Source organism: Vibrio sp. B1REV9 (assembly GCF_905175395.2).
Taxonomy (GTDB): Bacteria; Pseudomonadota; Gammaproteobacteria; order Enterobacterales; family Vibrionaceae; genus Vibrio; species Vibrio alfacsensis.
Genome location: NZ_HG992745.1, coordinates 405,416 through 422,005, shown reverse-complemented (window position 1 = coordinate 422,005; position 16,590 = coordinate 405,416). Strand labels below are relative to the sequence as shown.

General features: G+C 45.2%; 14 protein-coding genes. 6 read left to right on the top strand and 8 right to left on the bottom strand.

Annotated elements, in window-relative coordinates; translation table 11 throughout:
- Nucleotides 1-43: 43 nt before the first annotated feature.
- From KHN78_RS07390 to KHN78_RS07370, 5 genes are all read right to left on the bottom strand, one after another.
- Nucleotides 44-2,743: a hypothetical protein gene (locus tag KHN78_RS07390; protein WP_223917776.1), complete on the bottom strand. Its 2,700-nt coding sequence runs from the start codon at nucleotides 2,741-2,743 to the stop codon at nucleotides 44-46.
- A 258-nt stretch (nucleotides 2,744-3,001) separates the two neighbouring features.
- Complete coding sequence (locus KHN78_RS07385) at nucleotides 3,002-4,549, bottom strand: hypothetical protein (RefSeq protein WP_211915644.1); 1,548 nt, start codon at nucleotides 4,547-4,549, stop codon at nucleotides 3,002-3,004.
- A gap of 3 nt (nucleotides 4,550-4,552) precedes the next feature.
- Nucleotides 4,553-5,125: a sigma-70 family RNA polymerase sigma factor gene (locus tag KHN78_RS07380; protein WP_211915643.1), complete on the bottom strand. Its 573-nt coding sequence runs from the start codon at nucleotides 5,123-5,125 to the stop codon at nucleotides 4,553-4,555.
- Nucleotides 5,126-5,127: 2 nt separating this feature from the next.
- A complete protein-coding gene (locus KHN78_RS07375; RefSeq protein ID WP_211915642.1) occupies nucleotides 5,128-6,594 on the bottom strand; it encodes a chromosome partitioning protein ParA in 1,467 nt (488 codons plus the stop codon).
- Nucleotides 6,595-6,608: 14 nt separating this feature from the next.
- Nucleotides 6,609-7,961, bottom strand: coding sequence for a serine/threonine-protein kinase (locus KHN78_RS07370; RefSeq protein WP_211915641.1), 1,353 nt, complete (start codon nucleotides 7,959-7,961; stop codon nucleotides 6,609-6,611).
- A 206-nt stretch (nucleotides 7,962-8,167) separates the two neighbouring features.
- Between KHN78_RS07370 and KHN78_RS07365 the strand changes: the two genes are divergently transcribed.
- The 4 genes from KHN78_RS07365 (at nucleotide 8,168) to KHN78_RS07350 (ending at nucleotide 11,072) form a co-directional block, all read left to right on the top strand.
- Nucleotides 8,168-9,175 carry a substrate-binding domain-containing protein gene (locus tag KHN78_RS07365; RefSeq protein WP_211915640.1) on the top strand — a complete coding sequence of 336 codons (1,008 nt, stop codon included), beginning with the start codon at nucleotides 8,168-8,170 and terminating at the stop codon, nucleotides 9,173-9,175.
- Nucleotides 9,176-9,233: 58 nt separating this feature from the next.
- Entirely contained in the window at nucleotides 9,234-10,160 is a 927-nt protein-coding gene (locus tag KHN78_RS07360; RefSeq protein ID WP_211915639.1) for a LysR family transcriptional regulator, read from the top strand.
- Between the two features lie 202 nt (nucleotides 10,161-10,362).
- The gene (locus KHN78_RS07355) at nucleotides 10,363-10,740 is read left to right on the top strand and encodes an SMR family transporter (protein WP_211915638.1); all 378 of its coding nucleotides are present in this window, start codon (nucleotides 10,363-10,365) and stop codon (nucleotides 10,738-10,740) included.
- A gap of 2 nt (nucleotides 10,741-10,742) precedes the next feature.
- A complete protein-coding gene (locus KHN78_RS07350; RefSeq protein ID WP_128812116.1) occupies nucleotides 10,743-11,072 on the top strand; it encodes an SMR family transporter in 330 nt (109 codons plus the stop codon).
- A 177-nt stretch (nucleotides 11,073-11,249) separates the two neighbouring features.
- Here KHN78_RS07350 and edd read toward each other — a convergent pair whose 3' ends face one another.
- The gene (edd, locus tag KHN78_RS07345; protein WP_211915637.1) at nucleotides 11,250-13,046 is read right to left on the bottom strand and encodes a phosphogluconate dehydratase; all 1,797 of its coding nucleotides are present in this window, start codon (nucleotides 13,044-13,046) and stop codon (nucleotides 11,250-11,252) included.
- Nucleotides 13,043-13,564, bottom strand: coding sequence for a gluconokinase (locus KHN78_RS07340; RefSeq protein ID WP_211915636.1), 522 nt, complete (start codon nucleotides 13,562-13,564; stop codon nucleotides 13,043-13,045). The genes edd and KHN78_RS07340 overlap by 4 nt, the downstream gene beginning before the upstream one ends.
- A gap of 152 nt (nucleotides 13,565-13,716) precedes the next feature.
- Here KHN78_RS07340 and KHN78_RS07335 point away from each other — a divergent pair, with 152 nt between their 5' ends.
- Nucleotides 13,717-15,093, top strand: a complete 1,377-nt coding sequence (locus tag KHN78_RS07335; protein WP_211915635.1) for a GntP family permease — start codon at nucleotides 13,717-13,719, stop codon at nucleotides 15,091-15,093.
- Nucleotides 15,094-15,102: 9 nt separating this feature from the next.
- Complete coding sequence (locus tag KHN78_RS07330; protein WP_211915634.1) at nucleotides 15,103-15,714, top strand: bifunctional 4-hydroxy-2-oxoglutarate aldolase/2-dehydro-3-deoxy-phosphogluconate aldolase; 612 nt, start codon at nucleotides 15,103-15,105, stop codon at nucleotides 15,712-15,714.
- Between the two features lie 487 nt (nucleotides 15,715-16,201).
- Here the strand turns inward: KHN78_RS07330 and KHN78_RS07325 are convergent, their stop codons facing one another.
- The gene (locus KHN78_RS07325; RefSeq protein ID WP_072610207.1) at nucleotides 16,202-16,576 is read right to left on the bottom strand and encodes a RidA family protein; all 375 of its coding nucleotides are present in this window, start codon (nucleotides 16,574-16,576) and stop codon (nucleotides 16,202-16,204) included.
- Nucleotides 16,577-16,590: the final 14 nt, after the last annotated feature.

Below are 16,590 nucleotides of genomic sequence, written 5' to 3'. Positions count from 1 at the left end.
CCCCGCGTTTGCGGGGCTTGATGTATCAAGTAGCTCGGACTAATTAGTCGTCGTTGCCAACACCTGTCCACTCCATATTGAACTTGATTTGCTCAACTTGAGTGCGACCGCTTTCAGTCGTTTTACCTAAGAAGCTGTACACATCATTTTTAACTAGAGATGGTAGGTCAAAATCGATCGTTGAGTAATATACTTCGTTCTCTTCTGACGTATGACATTCAAAATCGCTTGAACCAAAGTCTGAAGACGCATATACATTTTCACCATTAGTTAAAGTGAAACTGCGGAACACCTCTTTTGCCATTTCACACGTGAAGTCTTCGCCAGGGACATCGAATGTAATATCCGCATCAAATGCACCATCAGAGTGAGATGGATCGTTTTCTTCCATAGAAAGACTTACAGTGCCAAGTTTTAGGCCAGAGTTTGTTGGTAAGTACATTGAAAATACTCGACCATCCCAGCCCGCATCAGATTGAACATTCAAACGTTTTTCAAGATCCACTCGATCACTAAAGAATGTGTAACGTTGAGAGTGTGTTACGTTAAGGCCAGCATCATCCATTTCTTGCATATATACAGTAGCTGCACTCTTGGTAATATCACTTTCAGAGCGAGTCAATTCATAACGCATTTTGGCAACAAATGTTTCGCCATTTTCTGTCATTGGAAGAGATGCATCAATAGTAGTGCCATCTTCTGATACTGTATAAGTCGCACCTTCCCATTCTTTTACTTCTTCAGAACAAGAGGTTAGATTTTTTGCTTCGCGAACGCTTGTAAATACTTTCTTACCGTCAAATTTGATAGAGTCACACCAAATTTGATCGTTGCCTTTTTCCGAGTCAGAACCATCAACTAGACCGTACTCAGTGAAGAACCATGTTTTACCCTCAAGAGAAGTTGTCTCTGATGGTGGCGGTGTGACTTCGTCTTCTGGTTGAACATTTGGCAATGTAATTGTCACGTACTCAGAAATTACAGCATCTTCAGCGTCAGGGTTTACGCCTGCTGCAATAACAAATGAGCCACCTTTAGTCGCGCTAGTAGGTGTGCCAGAAATCGTTAACGTACCGTTGGTATCGACATTTACTTTTAGTCCAGGAACAGTTGTCACGTATTCATCGTCTTCTGTACCTGCGTAGTATTCGATTACTCCGGAAGTATGTTGTGCTTCAAATACTTCGGTAATGTTGAAATCTGCATCAACGGCTTCACCAACTTTAAGGTCAGCCAGTTGTGATTTGATTGCACTTTGAAGTTCAGCTAGGTCTTCACGATCAATTTCGATAGACGCTTCTGGTTGCTTCTCGATATCGTCTAACTCGAATGTTTGGTAAACCGTGTTTACACCATCGAACGCAGAGATAGTGATTGTTTGGCCATCAGCGTATACATAAGCTGGCTTACCCGTGATTTTTAGTTCTGTTTGACCTGCTGATTTAACAAGCGTTAGAACCAAACCTTCCACAGAGGTGTAAGCATCAAATGTAAGCTCATCGTTATCTGAGAATAGGTTATCAATACGGTATTGCTCGTTTTGAACTTCAACGCCTTGGAATAGCTCAATACTTTCAATCCATTCTTCAATGGTTTCTGCAACTTCTTGGTCAATTGTTGGGGCTGGGTTTTCAACGTTTACTTGTAAGTCGAAAGCCGTAGTTACAGAACCAAAGGATTTATCTTTAGTTTCTGAGTTGTAGTCCGTTGCTGTTAGCTTGATTTGGTAAGTCGGGCGAACAGGAGTTAGCTCACCTGAAATAGTCAGTTCACCACCGTTAACAGCTGTCGCTGTTAGGCCTGTCACTTCTACGCCATCTAACGTGACAACTTTCACTGCAATTTCGATATCAGAGTTATCTTGGTCTTTGAATAGAGAAAGCTCTTCTGCTGCTAGTGATAGATTGATGTTGAGAGTGTGGCTCTCAAGAGGTTTTAGCTCTGCTTTGATTGCGTTTACAACCGTTTCATTGGCAAACAGTTTGCTGTTGGTTACAACATCAACAGTGCCGCTATTATTTACTTCAACAACTGGTTTGAAGTTTTCATCTGCAAGATCTTCAGGTTTTGCTTTTTGAACAACCTCAGCTGCTTTATCAGCAATTGCAAGAGATGTTTCTGCAGAGTAGTTGTCTTTTGCCTGTGCTTTAGATTCAGTAAGGATCTGTGCTGTTTTGTGAAGTGCTTTGTTGTTAGCTGCAATTACGTCGGTGAACGCCGTATTTCCCTCGATACCTAGCGTTTCATTGACTTTTGCTTTTGCTTCTTGGATCGCCGCTTCTGTTGGGTTTGCACCCGCTTGAATTACAACAAGATCAGTTAGTGGAGAGATAACTTTCTCACCCGGAAGCGTGCGGAACACAACTTCATGTGCCATCGCTTGGGTTGGGTTGTCCATATCAACTGTATATGTACCAGCAAAGCGGTTAGGGTCACGAGCGATCAATGCAGCTTGTACTTCACCACCAGGGACAATAGTTTGAATTGCAAGGTTCTTTTCAGCTGAGTACTGCTTGTTTGTTAGTTGCACCTGACCTTTTTCATTGGTTAGGTCGATGATTGGGTCACTGCTGTCTAATTTTCCATTGTTGTTTAAGTCTTCGAAAACAACAGCATCTTTGAAGTAGCCATCAAAGCCTGTAATAACAACCCCACTGTTTCCAGCGTTTGAACCACCATCTGAACCACCACAGCCTGCTAGAGCAATAGCCACTGACGCTGCTAGTAAACTCACCTTATTCATTATTTGTTTGTCCTTGTTTCGTTGCCGAATGAGAAAGTCATTTTTATTGTTATGTTTCCACTCTCACTTCGTGAGGAGGAAAAATTTGGCGTATTTTTGAGTCAATTCGATATGGTTTCAAGACACGAAAAACCAAAAAAAACCGTAAAATTTTTTGAATATTTTTATCAATAAGAATGAAGGAAGTTGGGGGGGGGGAGAAGATAAGGCGGAAGCATTGAGCGTAGTAGGAGCGGCACATCCATTGTGCCAGTGTTTTTATTGCGCTTTTGGTTGGTGGTAAATCAAGTTGATTTTGAGCTCTTCCACACGATCTGCGAATTGAGGATGAGGTTTAAGTACATAACTGTAGACTTCACCGACCTGGAAAATATCGTAATCTTGGTACTCTAAGTCGAAGAAAGAGTAGATGACTTGCTTTTGAGGATCATACCATTCGCCACAGTGCAGTGGTTGCTCTGGGTTATGCGGATCGACTGAGGAAGACACGATATCGGTGAACTCTCCAGGGCCAGCAAGAATCGAACTATACCAGTATCGATGGATGTCACTGCAATAGAGATCTTGAGTATGAATTTTCATATTAAGATCAGAGTCAACATCCTCAAACGTATCTGGATTGAAAACAGAATAGTCATAGATGTAATTACCGGCAAAACCATGCACATAGCCTTTTCCTGTAATCGGGAACAGGTAGTCAAACATGATCATTTGGAACTCATGTTCACCAGTGTTGACGTTTAAACGCGCCTCCATTGAGCGTTTATTTTTTTGCATGGTGTAGCTTTCAAACTGCTTCCCACTATAGACCGTTGTAAAATAGTTATCGGTGCCTTTGTGAACCTGAGATGGGTAGACTTTTTTTGTGGTCCAGATTTGACGATCCCCATTTGCCGAGACAATCAGTGAATCGTCGCTAATTTGGTAGTGGCCAACTTTTTTTAGTGCGGTGGTTTCTGGACACGTTCTCATGTTGTTTGATGCCGCATAAAAAACATCATCTTCAAGAAATTGAAATGCTTCGCAATAGACGACTTCGTATGTATAAGCGATGCCATTTAGCTGCTGAGTTGTTTCAAGGCGGTACACGATGTCACCGACAAGAGGGTGTTCGGAATCATCTTCCTCTTCTGTGATGATAGGCAGTTCAAATTGGGTGGTGACCCAAGCGTGATCTTCTTCGCCATGGTGATCGTCACGAGCTGCCACCGTGAGATACGTTGTAATATCAGCGCGTTCTGGTGCACCTTGGACCATGATTTGTCCCTGATTGAGGACATTGAGGCCATTGGCGTTTTCTAGCCAAATACGCGTGGTTAGAAGGTCGCCCTCAGGGTCCTCAAACAGTTGCTCAAGGCTCAGAGAGTAGTTAATCGGGGTGTTTTGCGCTAAGTCCCAAGCATAAATAATGGTCTGAAGTTGCTGCTCAACGGACAAGTTGATGATGGGCTTTCCGTTACTTGCTACATCGTCTTTTGAGTGTTTATCACCATAGGTTTGTGTGAGGTTCATGCCTTGATTTGGCATAACCGCTGAGTCACTCAAATCTCTCGAGGTCTCGTTGGTATCATAAAGGTGATCAGATGTTGGACGATGGGATGTTTGATTGCTCCATGATGAGGTGGTCAGCGCTTGCTTGACCTCAATTAATGGGGGAGTAAGGGAGGATTGCTCTACATTTACATTGACTGCATTTCTCGCCAAACCGGCATGTGCGACCGCGGTGATCTGATTTTCGCCAGAAAGCAAGTAAGCACCGAGCAATCCGGTGCCTAAAACAGTCAGTATCCAGTATCTTTTTGTCATGGATTACGCGTGTGCCATTCTTGATTGCAGCCAGCTGCGTGAAAACTGAAGATCTTTTTCAATCAAGCTAGAGCTGCACTCTAACAGCTCGCAAATCTCGCGATTTTTCATTCCCATTAGGTACTTGAGTTTTAACGCATTGGATTGACGAGGATAACGAGCGCTGAAGTTATCGAGTGCTTTATCCATGATAATCAGCTGTTCAAAACGGTCATCTTCTTCTTTCATGAAAGTGATGTGCTGCCGCTTTTGTGCTTGATGTGAACGTGCATTATCAATCAGGATTTGGCGCATCACTTTTGCCGCCATCAGGAAAAAGTCCCGTTTATTCTCGATTTCACTCATGTCGCAATGAGACATCTTAAGGTAAGCATCGTGGATTAATGCGGTGGTGCTGTTCACACTGTCGGAAAACACCTTATTGTTTAACCCGTATTTCTCTGCGTTGCGTTCACGTTCTTGGTGCGCAATCTTACGCAGTTGCAGGTAAGCAAATTGATACAGTTCACTCTCTGCTTGTTTATTGCCATCTTGCCATTGCTGAATAATTTGTGTGAGTGTTGATTGCGAAGCCATCGTTATACATCCTCATTAACTTTGACAAACTCAGAAATTGTGTGGGTTTCGATGCTATCTGACCCATCTCGGTTGCGACTGACATTTTGCTGGTAGCGATACAAAATACCTTGCTCCCAGTTTTTTCCTGCTGGGAGATACTCCCACGTGGTGTAGTTGATTTTCGCTGGATTTGGCGACCACCGTACCATCACATTCATTTGTGCTAGGTCAGCTTTTGGCTCAGTGTTGTTGACCCACCACATGTCCAAGTAATCTGTTGTGACGTCTAGCGTGTACAAGCTCGTATCTGTTGGGCAATGCTCCGATGCATGAGGCAGCGTGAAGACTTTCTTCTGTTCCATCAGTAAGCATGTTTGTGTCATGGATTGCTGGTGGTATTGGGTTTGCTGCCAAATACCTTGGTAGTCGATGTCATTTTTATTGGTGTCAGGGTACGTAAACCAAAGCATCTCAGAGCGGTTACTATGACGAACGTGTTCGTTTGGACCAAGACCTTGAACTTTTTCCATCAGCAGTTGTGTCGTAGGGTCGAAGTTCAGAGCAACAGAGCGATATTTCCAATCGCCTTCATCGTTATAGTCTTCGAGTGAAAAACCATTGAGATCATTGCGAGTACAGCCTTTTTGGGCGCACCCTGCTAGGCTTTCCCACTCGTAAAAATTTTCGATGGGTTCGACGATGTCTTCAAGGATTTGATTATCCAGTGATAGGAAACAGCCTTTGAAGTGATCACCAATACTTGGATGCTGAATTAAGGTCTTGTCGGTAATCGTAAAACTGACTTCACCAATTGGCGGACGGTAGCGCGGGTGATTTTGATGGCGGACATCAAACGCACAAGCTCGGCCTTGCCAGTCTTTTTTCCTGATGATGATGTTTCTGAACGTGACATCGGTAGGTTGAAAGATGATCTCGTTAGAGGCGAAGTTTTTCTCAATGTATTGTTGGCTTTCGTTAAGATGCTCGACCGCTTCTTTGACGGATACCAAATCGAGATTGAGAGATTCTTTGGCATTATCAAGTAGGTTTAGATCAAGTCTTTTTAACTGCGCTTGAAATTGCGGATCAGACAAAACTTTGTTCGCTAATACAATCTCTTGGCGGTTTTCTGGTGTGCTATCTAAGGACAATAACAAACGGGTCATGTTGATACTACGACTGGGTTTGGTTGTTGCCATGGTTGGTGTGAGTACTTCTTGGCTAGATAGAGTCGTGAGTAAGTAGCCTTTATCATCATTGCCGAGGAAAAAGCTCACAACATCACCCGGACGATATTGAAACGCCCCTTTTTGCGTGTAACCAGAAAGATGAGAACTGGTTTTGTAATACAGGCCAGTCACCGGAGAATCGATGAAAAAACCTTGTTTGATTGTCGATTGAGGTTTGGCCTCTGTCGAATTTGAGGCTGCCCAAACTGGGGCTATCGCAAGTGCTGACAGCCATAGAGCCACTGAACGTGAGTACATATAAATTTTAAGCCTTATTCGTTGGTGTCCTTTTGTGGAGAACAATTTGGCTGACAACTCATTGATTTTGTCATGTGCTTATCGGGCACGGGTGTCATCATCGCCAACAACATTTTTTGTTTTATGTGTTTTGGAATATCTGGATTTGTCAGAATCCGCCGACGTGTCAGTTCCATCATGGCACTGACCGACATTTGTTCGACGTTTCGCCCCTTAGTGTGGAAGATAAGGCGCGTCACTTCATACATCATGTCTTCTGCAACTTTCTTCTCTTGCTGCAGCTGAATGTTTTTTTGAATCAAAGCGTTAGCAAAAAGTGCGCCAGAAAGCACAATGATTGCCGATAATACGGTTGGTAGTGGTCGGCGTTGCACTAAACGAAGCGTACTATAAAGCGGCCAGTGTTTTTTTTGTTCTATAGGGCGGCTTTCAATAATTCTTTCAATGTCTTGTCGTAATGCTCGTACATTGAGGTAACGCTGCTTTGCCTTAGCTCGTGTTGCACGCCTTATCACCCAGTAAACATCAGACCAAAAGGCCGGCGTTGGAAACAACAATGCCAATATTTTGCCTAGCGAAAACACATCACTTTGTTCGGTTAAGTATTGACCTGACTGCTGCTCAGGACTGGCGTATTGATCACTGAATGCAATGAGTGCCGATGGCGACTTTTGACCATCGGATTGCACTTTTTGTGTCAGGTTAAAATCGAGCAGTTTTGGTCGTTTATTACGATCAATCAGAATATTTTCTGGCTTGAGGTCTGCGTGTAAAACCTGATGCTGGTGGGCATGCTCCATCGCCTGACAAATTTGCTTAAACAGTCGCAATTTGTCGATGTCTTCCATTGGCGTGGTATTGAGGTAGGTATTTAACGTTTGGCCAAATACGCGTTCCATCACAATGTAAACCGAGTCATTGTGAACGCCACCATCAAAGACTTTAGCGATATACGGATGGTTTAAGCGTGCTAAAAGCTGAGCCTCATCGAAAAGTGCTCGTCGGCCTAGCACATTGCTTAAGTTGCTTTGGATGAATTTGATCGCCAAATCTTGTTCGAACGTTTCATCGGCTCGCAGCGCGGCATAAACCACTCCCATGCCACCACGACCTAACTCATGTGTGAGGCGGTATTTCCCAATCACCTCACCACAAAGGTTCACTTCTTTATGTGTCGCTTGGTGCGCACCAAAAACCAGCAGTTGAGTCAGGTTTTCCTCAGAAACAGAGCAAGCCAATAATGATTGCACTTGTCTGTAGATCTCTGGTTGAGTCTGACTCAACTCATCGAGATACTGCTGTTTCTGGCTCTCATCCAAATCTAATAAGTGATAATAAATTTGGGTTTCACTGGATGCTGACTGCACTTCGTTTCATTTCTAATCTATTTAGATGCGACATTTTATTTCAAATATCTATCAAATGTCAGAACTTTCTTGTTATTGATGGTTGTATCACTTTTTAATGAGTAATCTGTTGCATTTTGATGGCAATTACGATGAGTGATGGCTTGTCGGAGGGTAGATAAGTCTTCATAATGTTACAAGTAACATTAAGGATGACAAATTAAACAATGGCTCAACAAAACAAAAAAAATAGAACAACACTACAGGATGTAGCCGATAAGGTTGGCGTAACGAAGATGACGGTTTCCCGCTATATGCGTAATCCAGAATCGGTAGCCCAAAAGACTCGAATAAAGATCGCTGAGGTGATCGAAGAATTAGGTTATATTGAAAACCGAGCCCCGGCGATGCTTTCTAAATCATCAAGTAAAGCCATTGGCATTTTACTGCCGTCTCTTTCAAACCAAATTTTTGCTTCTTTTGTACAAGGAATAGAAACGGTCACTAAGGCGAATGGCTATGAAACCCTACTTGCTCACTTTAGTTATGATGAGCAAGAAGAAGAGCACAAAATTGCTTCTCTGCTTTCCTATCATGTGGACGGTCTTATTCTAACGGAGAGTCTCCATACTCCGCGTACGCTACAGATGATTAAAAATGCAGGCGTGCCAGTGGTTGAAACCATGGAACTGCCAGAAAACCCGATTGATATGGCGGTCGGTTTAGATCATGTTGATGCATCCTACAATGCAGTAAAACGTATACTGGCATCGGGTAAACGTACGGTCGTGTACTTTGGTGCTCGCTTGGATACACGTACCAAACTGCGTATGCAAGGGTATGACCGTGCGATGATCGAAGCTGGGCTAGAACCCAAGCATGTGCTGACGGGAGAACACTCAAGCTTTTCTTTGGCAGATGGCTTGTTAGAACGCGCATTGGAAACCTATCCAGACCTTGATGGCGTGTTTTGTACCAACGACGACATCGCGATAGGTACGTTATTGAGTGCTCAGCATCGAGGCATCAAAGTGCCGGATCAGCTCGCAGTGGTCGGTTATAACGCGCTTGATATTGGCCAAACCATCAGTCCTAAGCTCACCAGCGTGGATACGCCTCGTTTCGAGATCGGTGAAAAGAGTGCCGAGCTATTGATTGCACGTTTAAAAGGTGAGGAGAACGCAGAGACCAAAGTCGATATGGGCTATCAAATTACTGCGGGTGAGAGTGTTTAACTCGTTCTGATTCACGTTCATTTCTATTTAATTATTCGTTTCTGATAAGGACTCGGGCATGCCACACCAACTTGATGCATTGGATCTTAATTTAATGCGCTTACTCAAAGCCGTGGTGGAAAACCGCAGTATCAAGTTGGCGGCGATGCAACTTGGCATTTCGCAACCCAGTGCCAGTCGTGGGGTGATGAAGCTGAAAGACGTGTTTGATGATCCGCTTTTTGTACGTAAAGCGCATGGGGTAGAGCCGTCTCCAATGGCCATTCGCTTAGCGGCGGAGTTTGATAATATGTTGTCTCCGCTAGAAAAAGTGGTGCAGGAGTTTACGGAATTCGACCCACTTGAATATCAAGGTCAGATTGCAATAGTGACTGACCCTTATCTAATGGATGAGCAAGGTCAACGTCTATTGCGCGGTTGTCATCAAGCGTTTCCTAAAGCCTCGTTTGCTTTCTCAAGTTGGAACATTTATTCCCAAGACGAGATGCTAGAGGGCGAGCACGACTACTGCATTCTTGACCAAGAAACCGAATTGTCGAAAGACATCTACATGCGTCCGTTGTTTGTCGAAAAGCGTGTGATTCTGGCGCGTAAAGACCATCCTACACTGTCGCAAGTCAGTAATGATTGGGATACGGTATCGAAATTACCTTTAGTCTCTCTGCCAGCGCCTGCGTCTTACAACCCGCTGTGTACGGTAGAATCTGAATATCGTCGTATGGGTTACGAGCCCGTTGTGCTACTCAAATCCTACAACTTGCGCGTGGCTTGCCAAATGCTACTTGAGACCGATGCCATTATGTACGCTAGCCAAAGTACCGCGCATTTGATGCACGAGCTCGCCTCTTACCCGATGCCGATGGTCAATCGCGAATTCAGTCAATTTGTTGTTTCGGGAGGCTATTTGCAGACTTACCGCAATCATCCACTGCATCGCCATTTGCATCGAGTGGTGCAGCAAACCCTCAATACACCATTAACGTGATCGGATCGATAAACTGTACCCTAAGATATTCAAAAATGAATATCTCAATTACCTATCTGTTTCACTGATGAAAGGTTAACCTGACCATAAATAGTCAGGAGAAGCGGCTCTTTTTATCTTATCAATTCTTTGAATGTCTGATTTCGAAAGGACATTCACCATTCTCCGTTATGCAGTTTTTTAAATTCTGGGAGGATGAATCATGCTCATTGCTCGTCTATTTTTATTGCTCGCGATTGTTGCCGAAGTTGCCGGTACTAGCACGATGTCGTTTATCGGTGAAAGTAATGCTTGGGAAGGTTATCTGGTGATGTATGTACTTATCGCCATTTCGTATTACTTCTTGTCGAAAGCGGCAAAGAAAATCTCTATCGGTGTCGCATACGCAACATGGGAAGGCTTGGGTATCGCCTTGATTACCCTGGTTTCTATGGTTCTGTTTGATGCGAATTTAAATACCCAACAGTTATTCGGTCTAGGGTTAGCTATCGTTGGTATCGTATGTGTCACGCTAGGTGAATCACACGGTCAGCCTCAACAAAAAGATGAGTTGCCACGCTCATCGAATGCGAGGTGTTAATCATGAGCCAATTTTTTACCGTTTCATTTGGCTTTGTCGTCATGGCAGCGCTGGTCGACATCATGGCGAACATGGCGCTGACTCGCTCCAAAGGTTTTAAGCACAAAGGGTGGGGCATTACATCAATTGTGTTGGTGATGGCGGCGTTTACCTTGCTTGCTCAAGCGGTAAAAGAGATCGATCTTGCGATTGCCTACGCCTCATGGGGTGCGATTGGTATTTTGGGGACTGCGATTGGTGGTGCTTTGCTGTTCAAACAAAAGCTTAAGCCAATTGGCTGGTTTGGTATCTTTGTGGTGATTGCAGCGGTTGTTGTGATGAAGACGGCTTGATGTTCTTTGCCTGAATCCTAGATATCGTCATTCTGAGCTGCGAGGACGAGCGTGATTCAGAATCTACCTACAAAAAAGTGCTGTGGCAGGGGTGTTTCCTCTTGCTTCACAGCACTTTGATAGTAGATTCCTGATTTCGCCTAGGCTCGTCGGAATGACGGGGTCTCTCTCCCCGCCTTAAACAATAAAGCTTGCGCCTTCTTCTGCACTCGAAACGCTTTGGCGAATCACGTTAAAGAAACCACGACCCCAAGTCTGTTGTTTCGTTTCAGTATCCATCTCTAACAGTTCACGACCAGTAACATCGCTGAGGTTATTCAGTTCGCCAGTTTGGCAATCAACGCGGATGATATCGCCATTGCGCACCAAGCCAATCGCGCCGCCACGAATCGCTTCTGGAGAAACGTGGATTGCCGATGGAATCTTACCGGATGCACCAGACAGTCGACCGTCGGTCACTAGCGCGACTTTAAAGCCCGCTTTTTGCACGTTGCCTAGGATTGGCATCAGTTTATGCAGCTCTGGCATGCCGTTTGCCGCAGGACCATTGTGAGTTACTACTACGATGCAGTCTTGGTTTAGCTCACCGCGTTTGTATGCCGCTTCCACTTCGTGTTGGCATTGGAACACAATCGCAGGTGCTTCGATGATGCGCTGATCTTCTTTCACCGCAGATACTTTCACCACCGCCTTACCCAAATTACCGCTAAGTACGCGAGTACCACCGGTGTTTTGGAACGCTTGCGTTGGTGCAGCAATGACGTCGCCGTCTCGGCTGCCACTACATGGTGCCCAAGTCAACTTACCGTCGACTAGTGTTGGTAGTGTCATTTGATCTTCGAATTCGCCGAATACCGGTTTCACGTCACGATGAAGCAAGCCCGACTCGTCCAAACGATGTAATAGCGCAGGTACGCCGCCCGCTTCTTGGAACGCGTTCATGTCAGCTGGACCATTCGGGTAAACGCGTGCCAACAGTGGCACGACTTCAGATAGGTCACTGATGTCTTGCCATGTCAGAATCAAGCCTGCTGCACGTGCCACTGCCAACATGTGGATAGTGTGGTTGGTGCTGCCGCCTGATGCTAACAGCGCAATAATGCCGTTGATTAGGCTCTTTTCTGTGACGACTTCAGACAGTGGACGGAAGTTTGCTGAACCTGCATTCATTGACGCGATTTTCAGAGCTGCGTGATCAGTCAGTGCTTTACGTAACTCAGTATGTGGATGGATGAATGCCGAGCCCGGCAACATCAGACCCATCGCCTCAAACACAAGTTGGTTGGTGTTTGCGGTGCCGTAGAAAGTACACGTACCCGCAGAGTGGTAAGCACGACACTCCATATCAAGCAGTGCGTCTTTGCCTACTTCGCCCGCCGCGTATTTTTGGCGCACGTCGACTTTCTCTTCGTTGCTGATGCCTGTTGCCATTAAACCTGCTGGTACAAACGCCGTAGGTAGATGGGCGTAAGACAGAGCTCCCATCAGTTGTCCTGGAGCGATTTTGTCACAGATACCCAGAAGCAAGGTTGCGTCGAATACATTATGGCTCAGTGAAAGCGCGGTTGATTGAGCAATTAAGTCACGAGAAAATAGTGACATGTCCATGCCTGCTTGGCCTTGAGTCACGCCATCACACATTGCCGGAACACAGCCAGCAACTTGCGCAGTGTGGCCATAGCCAGATAGCACTTGTTTGATTTGATCAGGATAGTGTTGGTACGGCTGGTGGGCACTCAACATATCGTTGTAAGCACTGATCAGCGCCACATTCGAATGAGTAAAGTCGAGGATGTTTTTCTTCTCAGAAGAGCAAGATGCCGCGATAGCATGCGCTAGGTTGCCACAAGATAATCCCACACGACCTTTTCCAACGTTAGCTTGCGCTTCGGTACGGGCAAAAAACGCAGCGCGTGCTTCTTGACTGCGCTCTACTAAGCGTTGAGTAACGTCTAAAATTACTTGATGAGTCATACCATTGCCTCGTCTTGCACTAGAATGAGTTCCGCGGCATTTGCCACAACTTCTTCGATGGTCGCATCAATATTCACGAAAATAGTGCGAGGCTCATTTTCAGGGCGCTCTAGTGTTTCGAATTGGCTGTTGACCATATTCTCTTTCATGAAGTGACCTTGGCGGGCACGCATGCGATCAAGGATCAGCTCTTTGCTGCCATCTAGGAATAGAAAACTTACGTTCTCATTCCCCTCGCGAATTTGGTCACGATAAATCTTTTTTAGTGCCGAGCAGACAATAATGCCGTGCTCATTTTTGCTTTCTAAGCTATAAGCAGCATCGCGAATACGTTCTAGCCATGGTTTGCGGTCGTCGTCGTTCAGAGGTTGACCAGATGCCATTTTCTGAATGTTTGCTCGTGGGTGAAGGTTATCACCATCAATGAATTTACGTCCTAGCTTTTCTGCTAAGTGTTCACCTATTGTGGTTTTTCCACTCGCACAAACGCCCATAACGACGACACTACTACCAGCCATAACTTATCCTCATAACAAATTTGCGCGTGATCTCAATTTTTGAATTCACTTTAAAATATGGGTTTATCTTATTCATGTTATCGGTAACATGTTACCGGTAACTCAAATAAATGTGAACCACAACACAAACAATAATTCTTTAAGGTGAACTCATGGAACAGCTAACCCAAGCTCCAGACCCTACGTTCCTACTAACGATTGCTGTCCTCGCGATTGCAGCGTTGCTAGTGTTAATTATTAAGCTCAAAGTGCACGCGTTTGCCTCTCTTACTATGGTGAGTTTAGGCACTGCGATTGCGACAGGTGTATCTTCTGACCAAGTTGTTCCAACCATGATGAGTGGTTTCGGAGGCACACTGGCTTCTGTTGCTCTGCTGGTTGGTCTTGGTGCCATGATTGGTAAAATTTTAGAAGTAACGGGCGGTGCAAAAGTACTGGCTGATACTTTGATTGGACGCTTCGGTAAAGAGCGTGCACCCTTTGCATTGGGTGTGGCGTCACTGCTATTTGGTTTCCCAATCTTCTTTGATGCTGGCCTAGTGGTTATGATGCCAATCATTCTAAGCGTGGCAGCACGCTTTGGTGGTTCGCCAATTAAATACGCGTTACCAGCAGCGGGTGCATTTGCGGTTATGCACGGTTTCGTTCCACCACACCCAGGTCCAGTTGCTGCAGCAGAATTCCTAGGCGCAAACATTGGTCTACTATTGGTTGTTGGTATCCTAGTGGCGATTCCTACTTGGTACCTAGGCGCTTACCTATTTGGTCTGTACGCAGGTAAAAAATTCGATATTCCACTATCAAAAGCGTTCTTTAACGGTGATACGCTGGTTGATGAAGCAAAACTGCCAAAATTCGGCACAGTAATGACCATCCTAGTGTTACCTGTACTGCTTATCTGTCTAGATACAGTATTGAACACGCTAGCGGTTGCGGGTGTGATTGATGGCAAAACAGCATTAGTAGAATTCCTACGTATGCTAGGTAAAACACCAGTTGCACTATTGATTACTCTACTTGTGTGTTTAGCGGTATTTGCGAAAGACTACGGCATGGCAAAACTTGAGAAGCTGTGTGGCGACTCTCTTGCTCCAATCTGTGGTGTTATCCTTGTAACAGGTGCGGGCGGCATGTTCGGCGGCGTACTGCGTGCAAGTGGTATCGGTGATGCACTAGCAGACTTACTAACAGACACTGGTATGCCAGTGATCGTAGCAGCGTTTGTTATCTCTACCTGTCTACGTGTTGCTCAAGGCTCTGCAACCGTAGCACTAACCACAACCGCAGCCCTTATCGCGCCAGTAGTAGCAGCATCAACCGGTTTGAGCGAGCTAGACCTATGCTTTATCGTTATCGCGATTGCAGGTGGTGCAACAGTGCTTTCTCACTTCAATGACTCTGGTTTCTGGCTAGTATCTCGTCTGCTAGATATGGATGAGAAAACAACGCTAAAAACTTGGACGGTAATGGAAACGTTACTTGGTGGTATCGCGTTTATTATCGTAGCAACATTAAGCTTTATTCTTTAGAGGTTACCCATGACAACACTTGAACAACGATTAAGAGAAATCAAAATCGTCCCAGTTATCGCAATCAACGATGTAGCACACGCTCTGCCACTGGCAAAAGTGTTGGTAGAAAACGGTTTACCATGTGCGGAAGTGACATTCCGCACTGAAGCGGCGGCTGAGTCGATCCGTATCATGCGTGAAGCGTACCCAGAGCTGCTGATCGGTGCTGGTACAGTGCTGACAACAGAGCAAGTGGACATCGCGATTGAAGCGGGCGTGGACTTTATCGTGAGCCCAGGTTTCAACCCAACCACAGTGAAATACTGTCAGCAACGCAACGTGACTATCGTACCGGGTGTGAACAATCCAAGCTTGGTTGAGCAAGCGATGGAAATGGGTCTACGTACCTTGAAGTTCTTCCCTGCTGAGCCATCAGGCGGTGTAAACATGCTTAAAGCACTGACTGCGGTTTACCCAGTGGAATTCATGCCAACAGGTGGTGTAAGCCCATCTAACGTTGGAGAATACCTAGCGCTGAAATCCGTTGTCGCTTGTGGCGGTACTTGGATGGTACCAACAGCAATGATGGACAGCGGCGATTGGGATGGCATTGCAGAATTGGTTCGCGCAGTTAAGTAAAACGCGCAAACGGCTCCGAAATACCCCCTAACGTTGTAAAACGTGAATAGAAAAAGGGTCATCAAGTTATTGATGACCCTTTTTGTTTGCGTGTTATTTGAGGGGCTGCTCGTCGGTCTGGCGTATTAAGTTGAGGTTCGGTTCGAAAGAGTGGTGGCAATGAGGCTCCGAGTATTAATGCTGCTTCGTACCTTGTGATATTTGAAATGGAATGGACCAAGGTGTAGATACTCTGCTTACCAAGCAAAAGCGAAAAGCAGGCTTCTTCTTAGAATGAACAGAGGATGGCAAAGTAACTCGCTAGATAGACAGGCAGACAGCAAGAAAGATAGATGGGTAACTCGAGTGATGGAGTGTGGTCAGAGGGGGGATTAATAAAGTTTCATTGGGCAGAGCTGATATGTGCGAGAGCAGTAGATTGTGATAAAAAAAGCCAACAGCATGTTGTCATGTCTGTTGGCTTTAGGGGGATCAGGAGTAAGGTAAATTACAGCTCAGCGATCAGCTCAATTTCAACCAGTGCATCAAGCGGCAGACGAGCGACTTCTACGCAAGAGCGAGCAGGTTTGTGCTCTTCGAAGAATGCAGCATAAGCAGTATTGAACTCGGCAAAGTTGTTCATATCAGAAAGGAATACCGTCGTTTTCACTACTTGAGTTTTTTCACAACCAGCTTCCGCAAGTACTGCACTGATGTTCTTAAAGATTTGCTCAGCTTGACCTGTCACGTTGTCTGATGCGAACTTCATCGTTTCAGGGTTTAGTGGAAGTTGACCAGATAGGTACAACATGCCGTTAGATTTGATCGCTTGTGAGAATGGGCCTACTGCTGCAGGCGCTTGATCAGAAAATACAATTTGCATAGAAACTCCAAAAA

Coding starts and splice junctions, on each gene's coding strand:
- KHN78_RS07350 (WP_128812116.1), top strand. CDS start 10,743: ATGAGCCAATTTTTTACCGTTTCATTTGGCTTTGTCGTCATGGCAGCG.
- KHN78_RS07375 (WP_211915642.1), bottom strand. CDS start 6,594: ATGTACTCACGTTCAGTGGCTCTATGGCTGTCAGCACTTGCGATAGCC.
- KHN78_RS07340 (WP_211915636.1), bottom strand. CDS start 13,564: ATGGCTGGTAGTAGTGTCGTCGTTATGGGCGTTTGTGCGAGTGGAAAA.
- KHN78_RS07390 (WP_223917776.1), bottom strand. CDS start 2,743: ATGAATAAGGTGAGTTTACTAGCAGCGTCAGTGGCTATTGCTCTAGCA.
- KHN78_RS07360 (WP_211915639.1), top strand. CDS start 9,234: ATGCCACACCAACTTGATGCATTGGATCTTAATTTAATGCGCTTACTC.
- KHN78_RS07325 (WP_072610207.1), bottom strand. CDS start 16,576: ATGCAAATTGTATTTTCTGATCAAGCGCCTGCAGCAGTAGGCCCATTC.
- KHN78_RS07355 (WP_211915638.1), top strand. CDS start 10,363: ATGCTCATTGCTCGTCTATTTTTATTGCTCGCGATTGTTGCCGAAGTT.
- KHN78_RS07380 (WP_211915643.1), bottom strand. CDS start 5,125: ATGGCTTCGCAATCAACACTCACACAAATTATTCAGCAATGGCAAGAT.
- KHN78_RS07335 (WP_211915635.1), top strand. CDS start 13,717: ATGGAACAGCTAACCCAAGCTCCAGACCCTACGTTCCTACTAACGATT.
- KHN78_RS07365 (WP_211915640.1), top strand. CDS start 8,168: ATGGCTCAACAAAACAAAAAAAATAGAACAACACTACAGGATGTAGCC.
- edd (WP_211915637.1), bottom strand. CDS start 13,046: ATGACTCATCAAGTAATTTTAGACGTTACTCAACGCTTAGTAGAGCGC.
- KHN78_RS07385 (WP_211915644.1), bottom strand. CDS start 4,549: ATGACAAAAAGATACTGGATACTGACTGTTTTAGGCACCGGATTGCTC.
- KHN78_RS07330 (WP_211915634.1), top strand. CDS start 15,103: ATGACAACACTTGAACAACGATTAAGAGAAATCAAAATCGTCCCAGTT.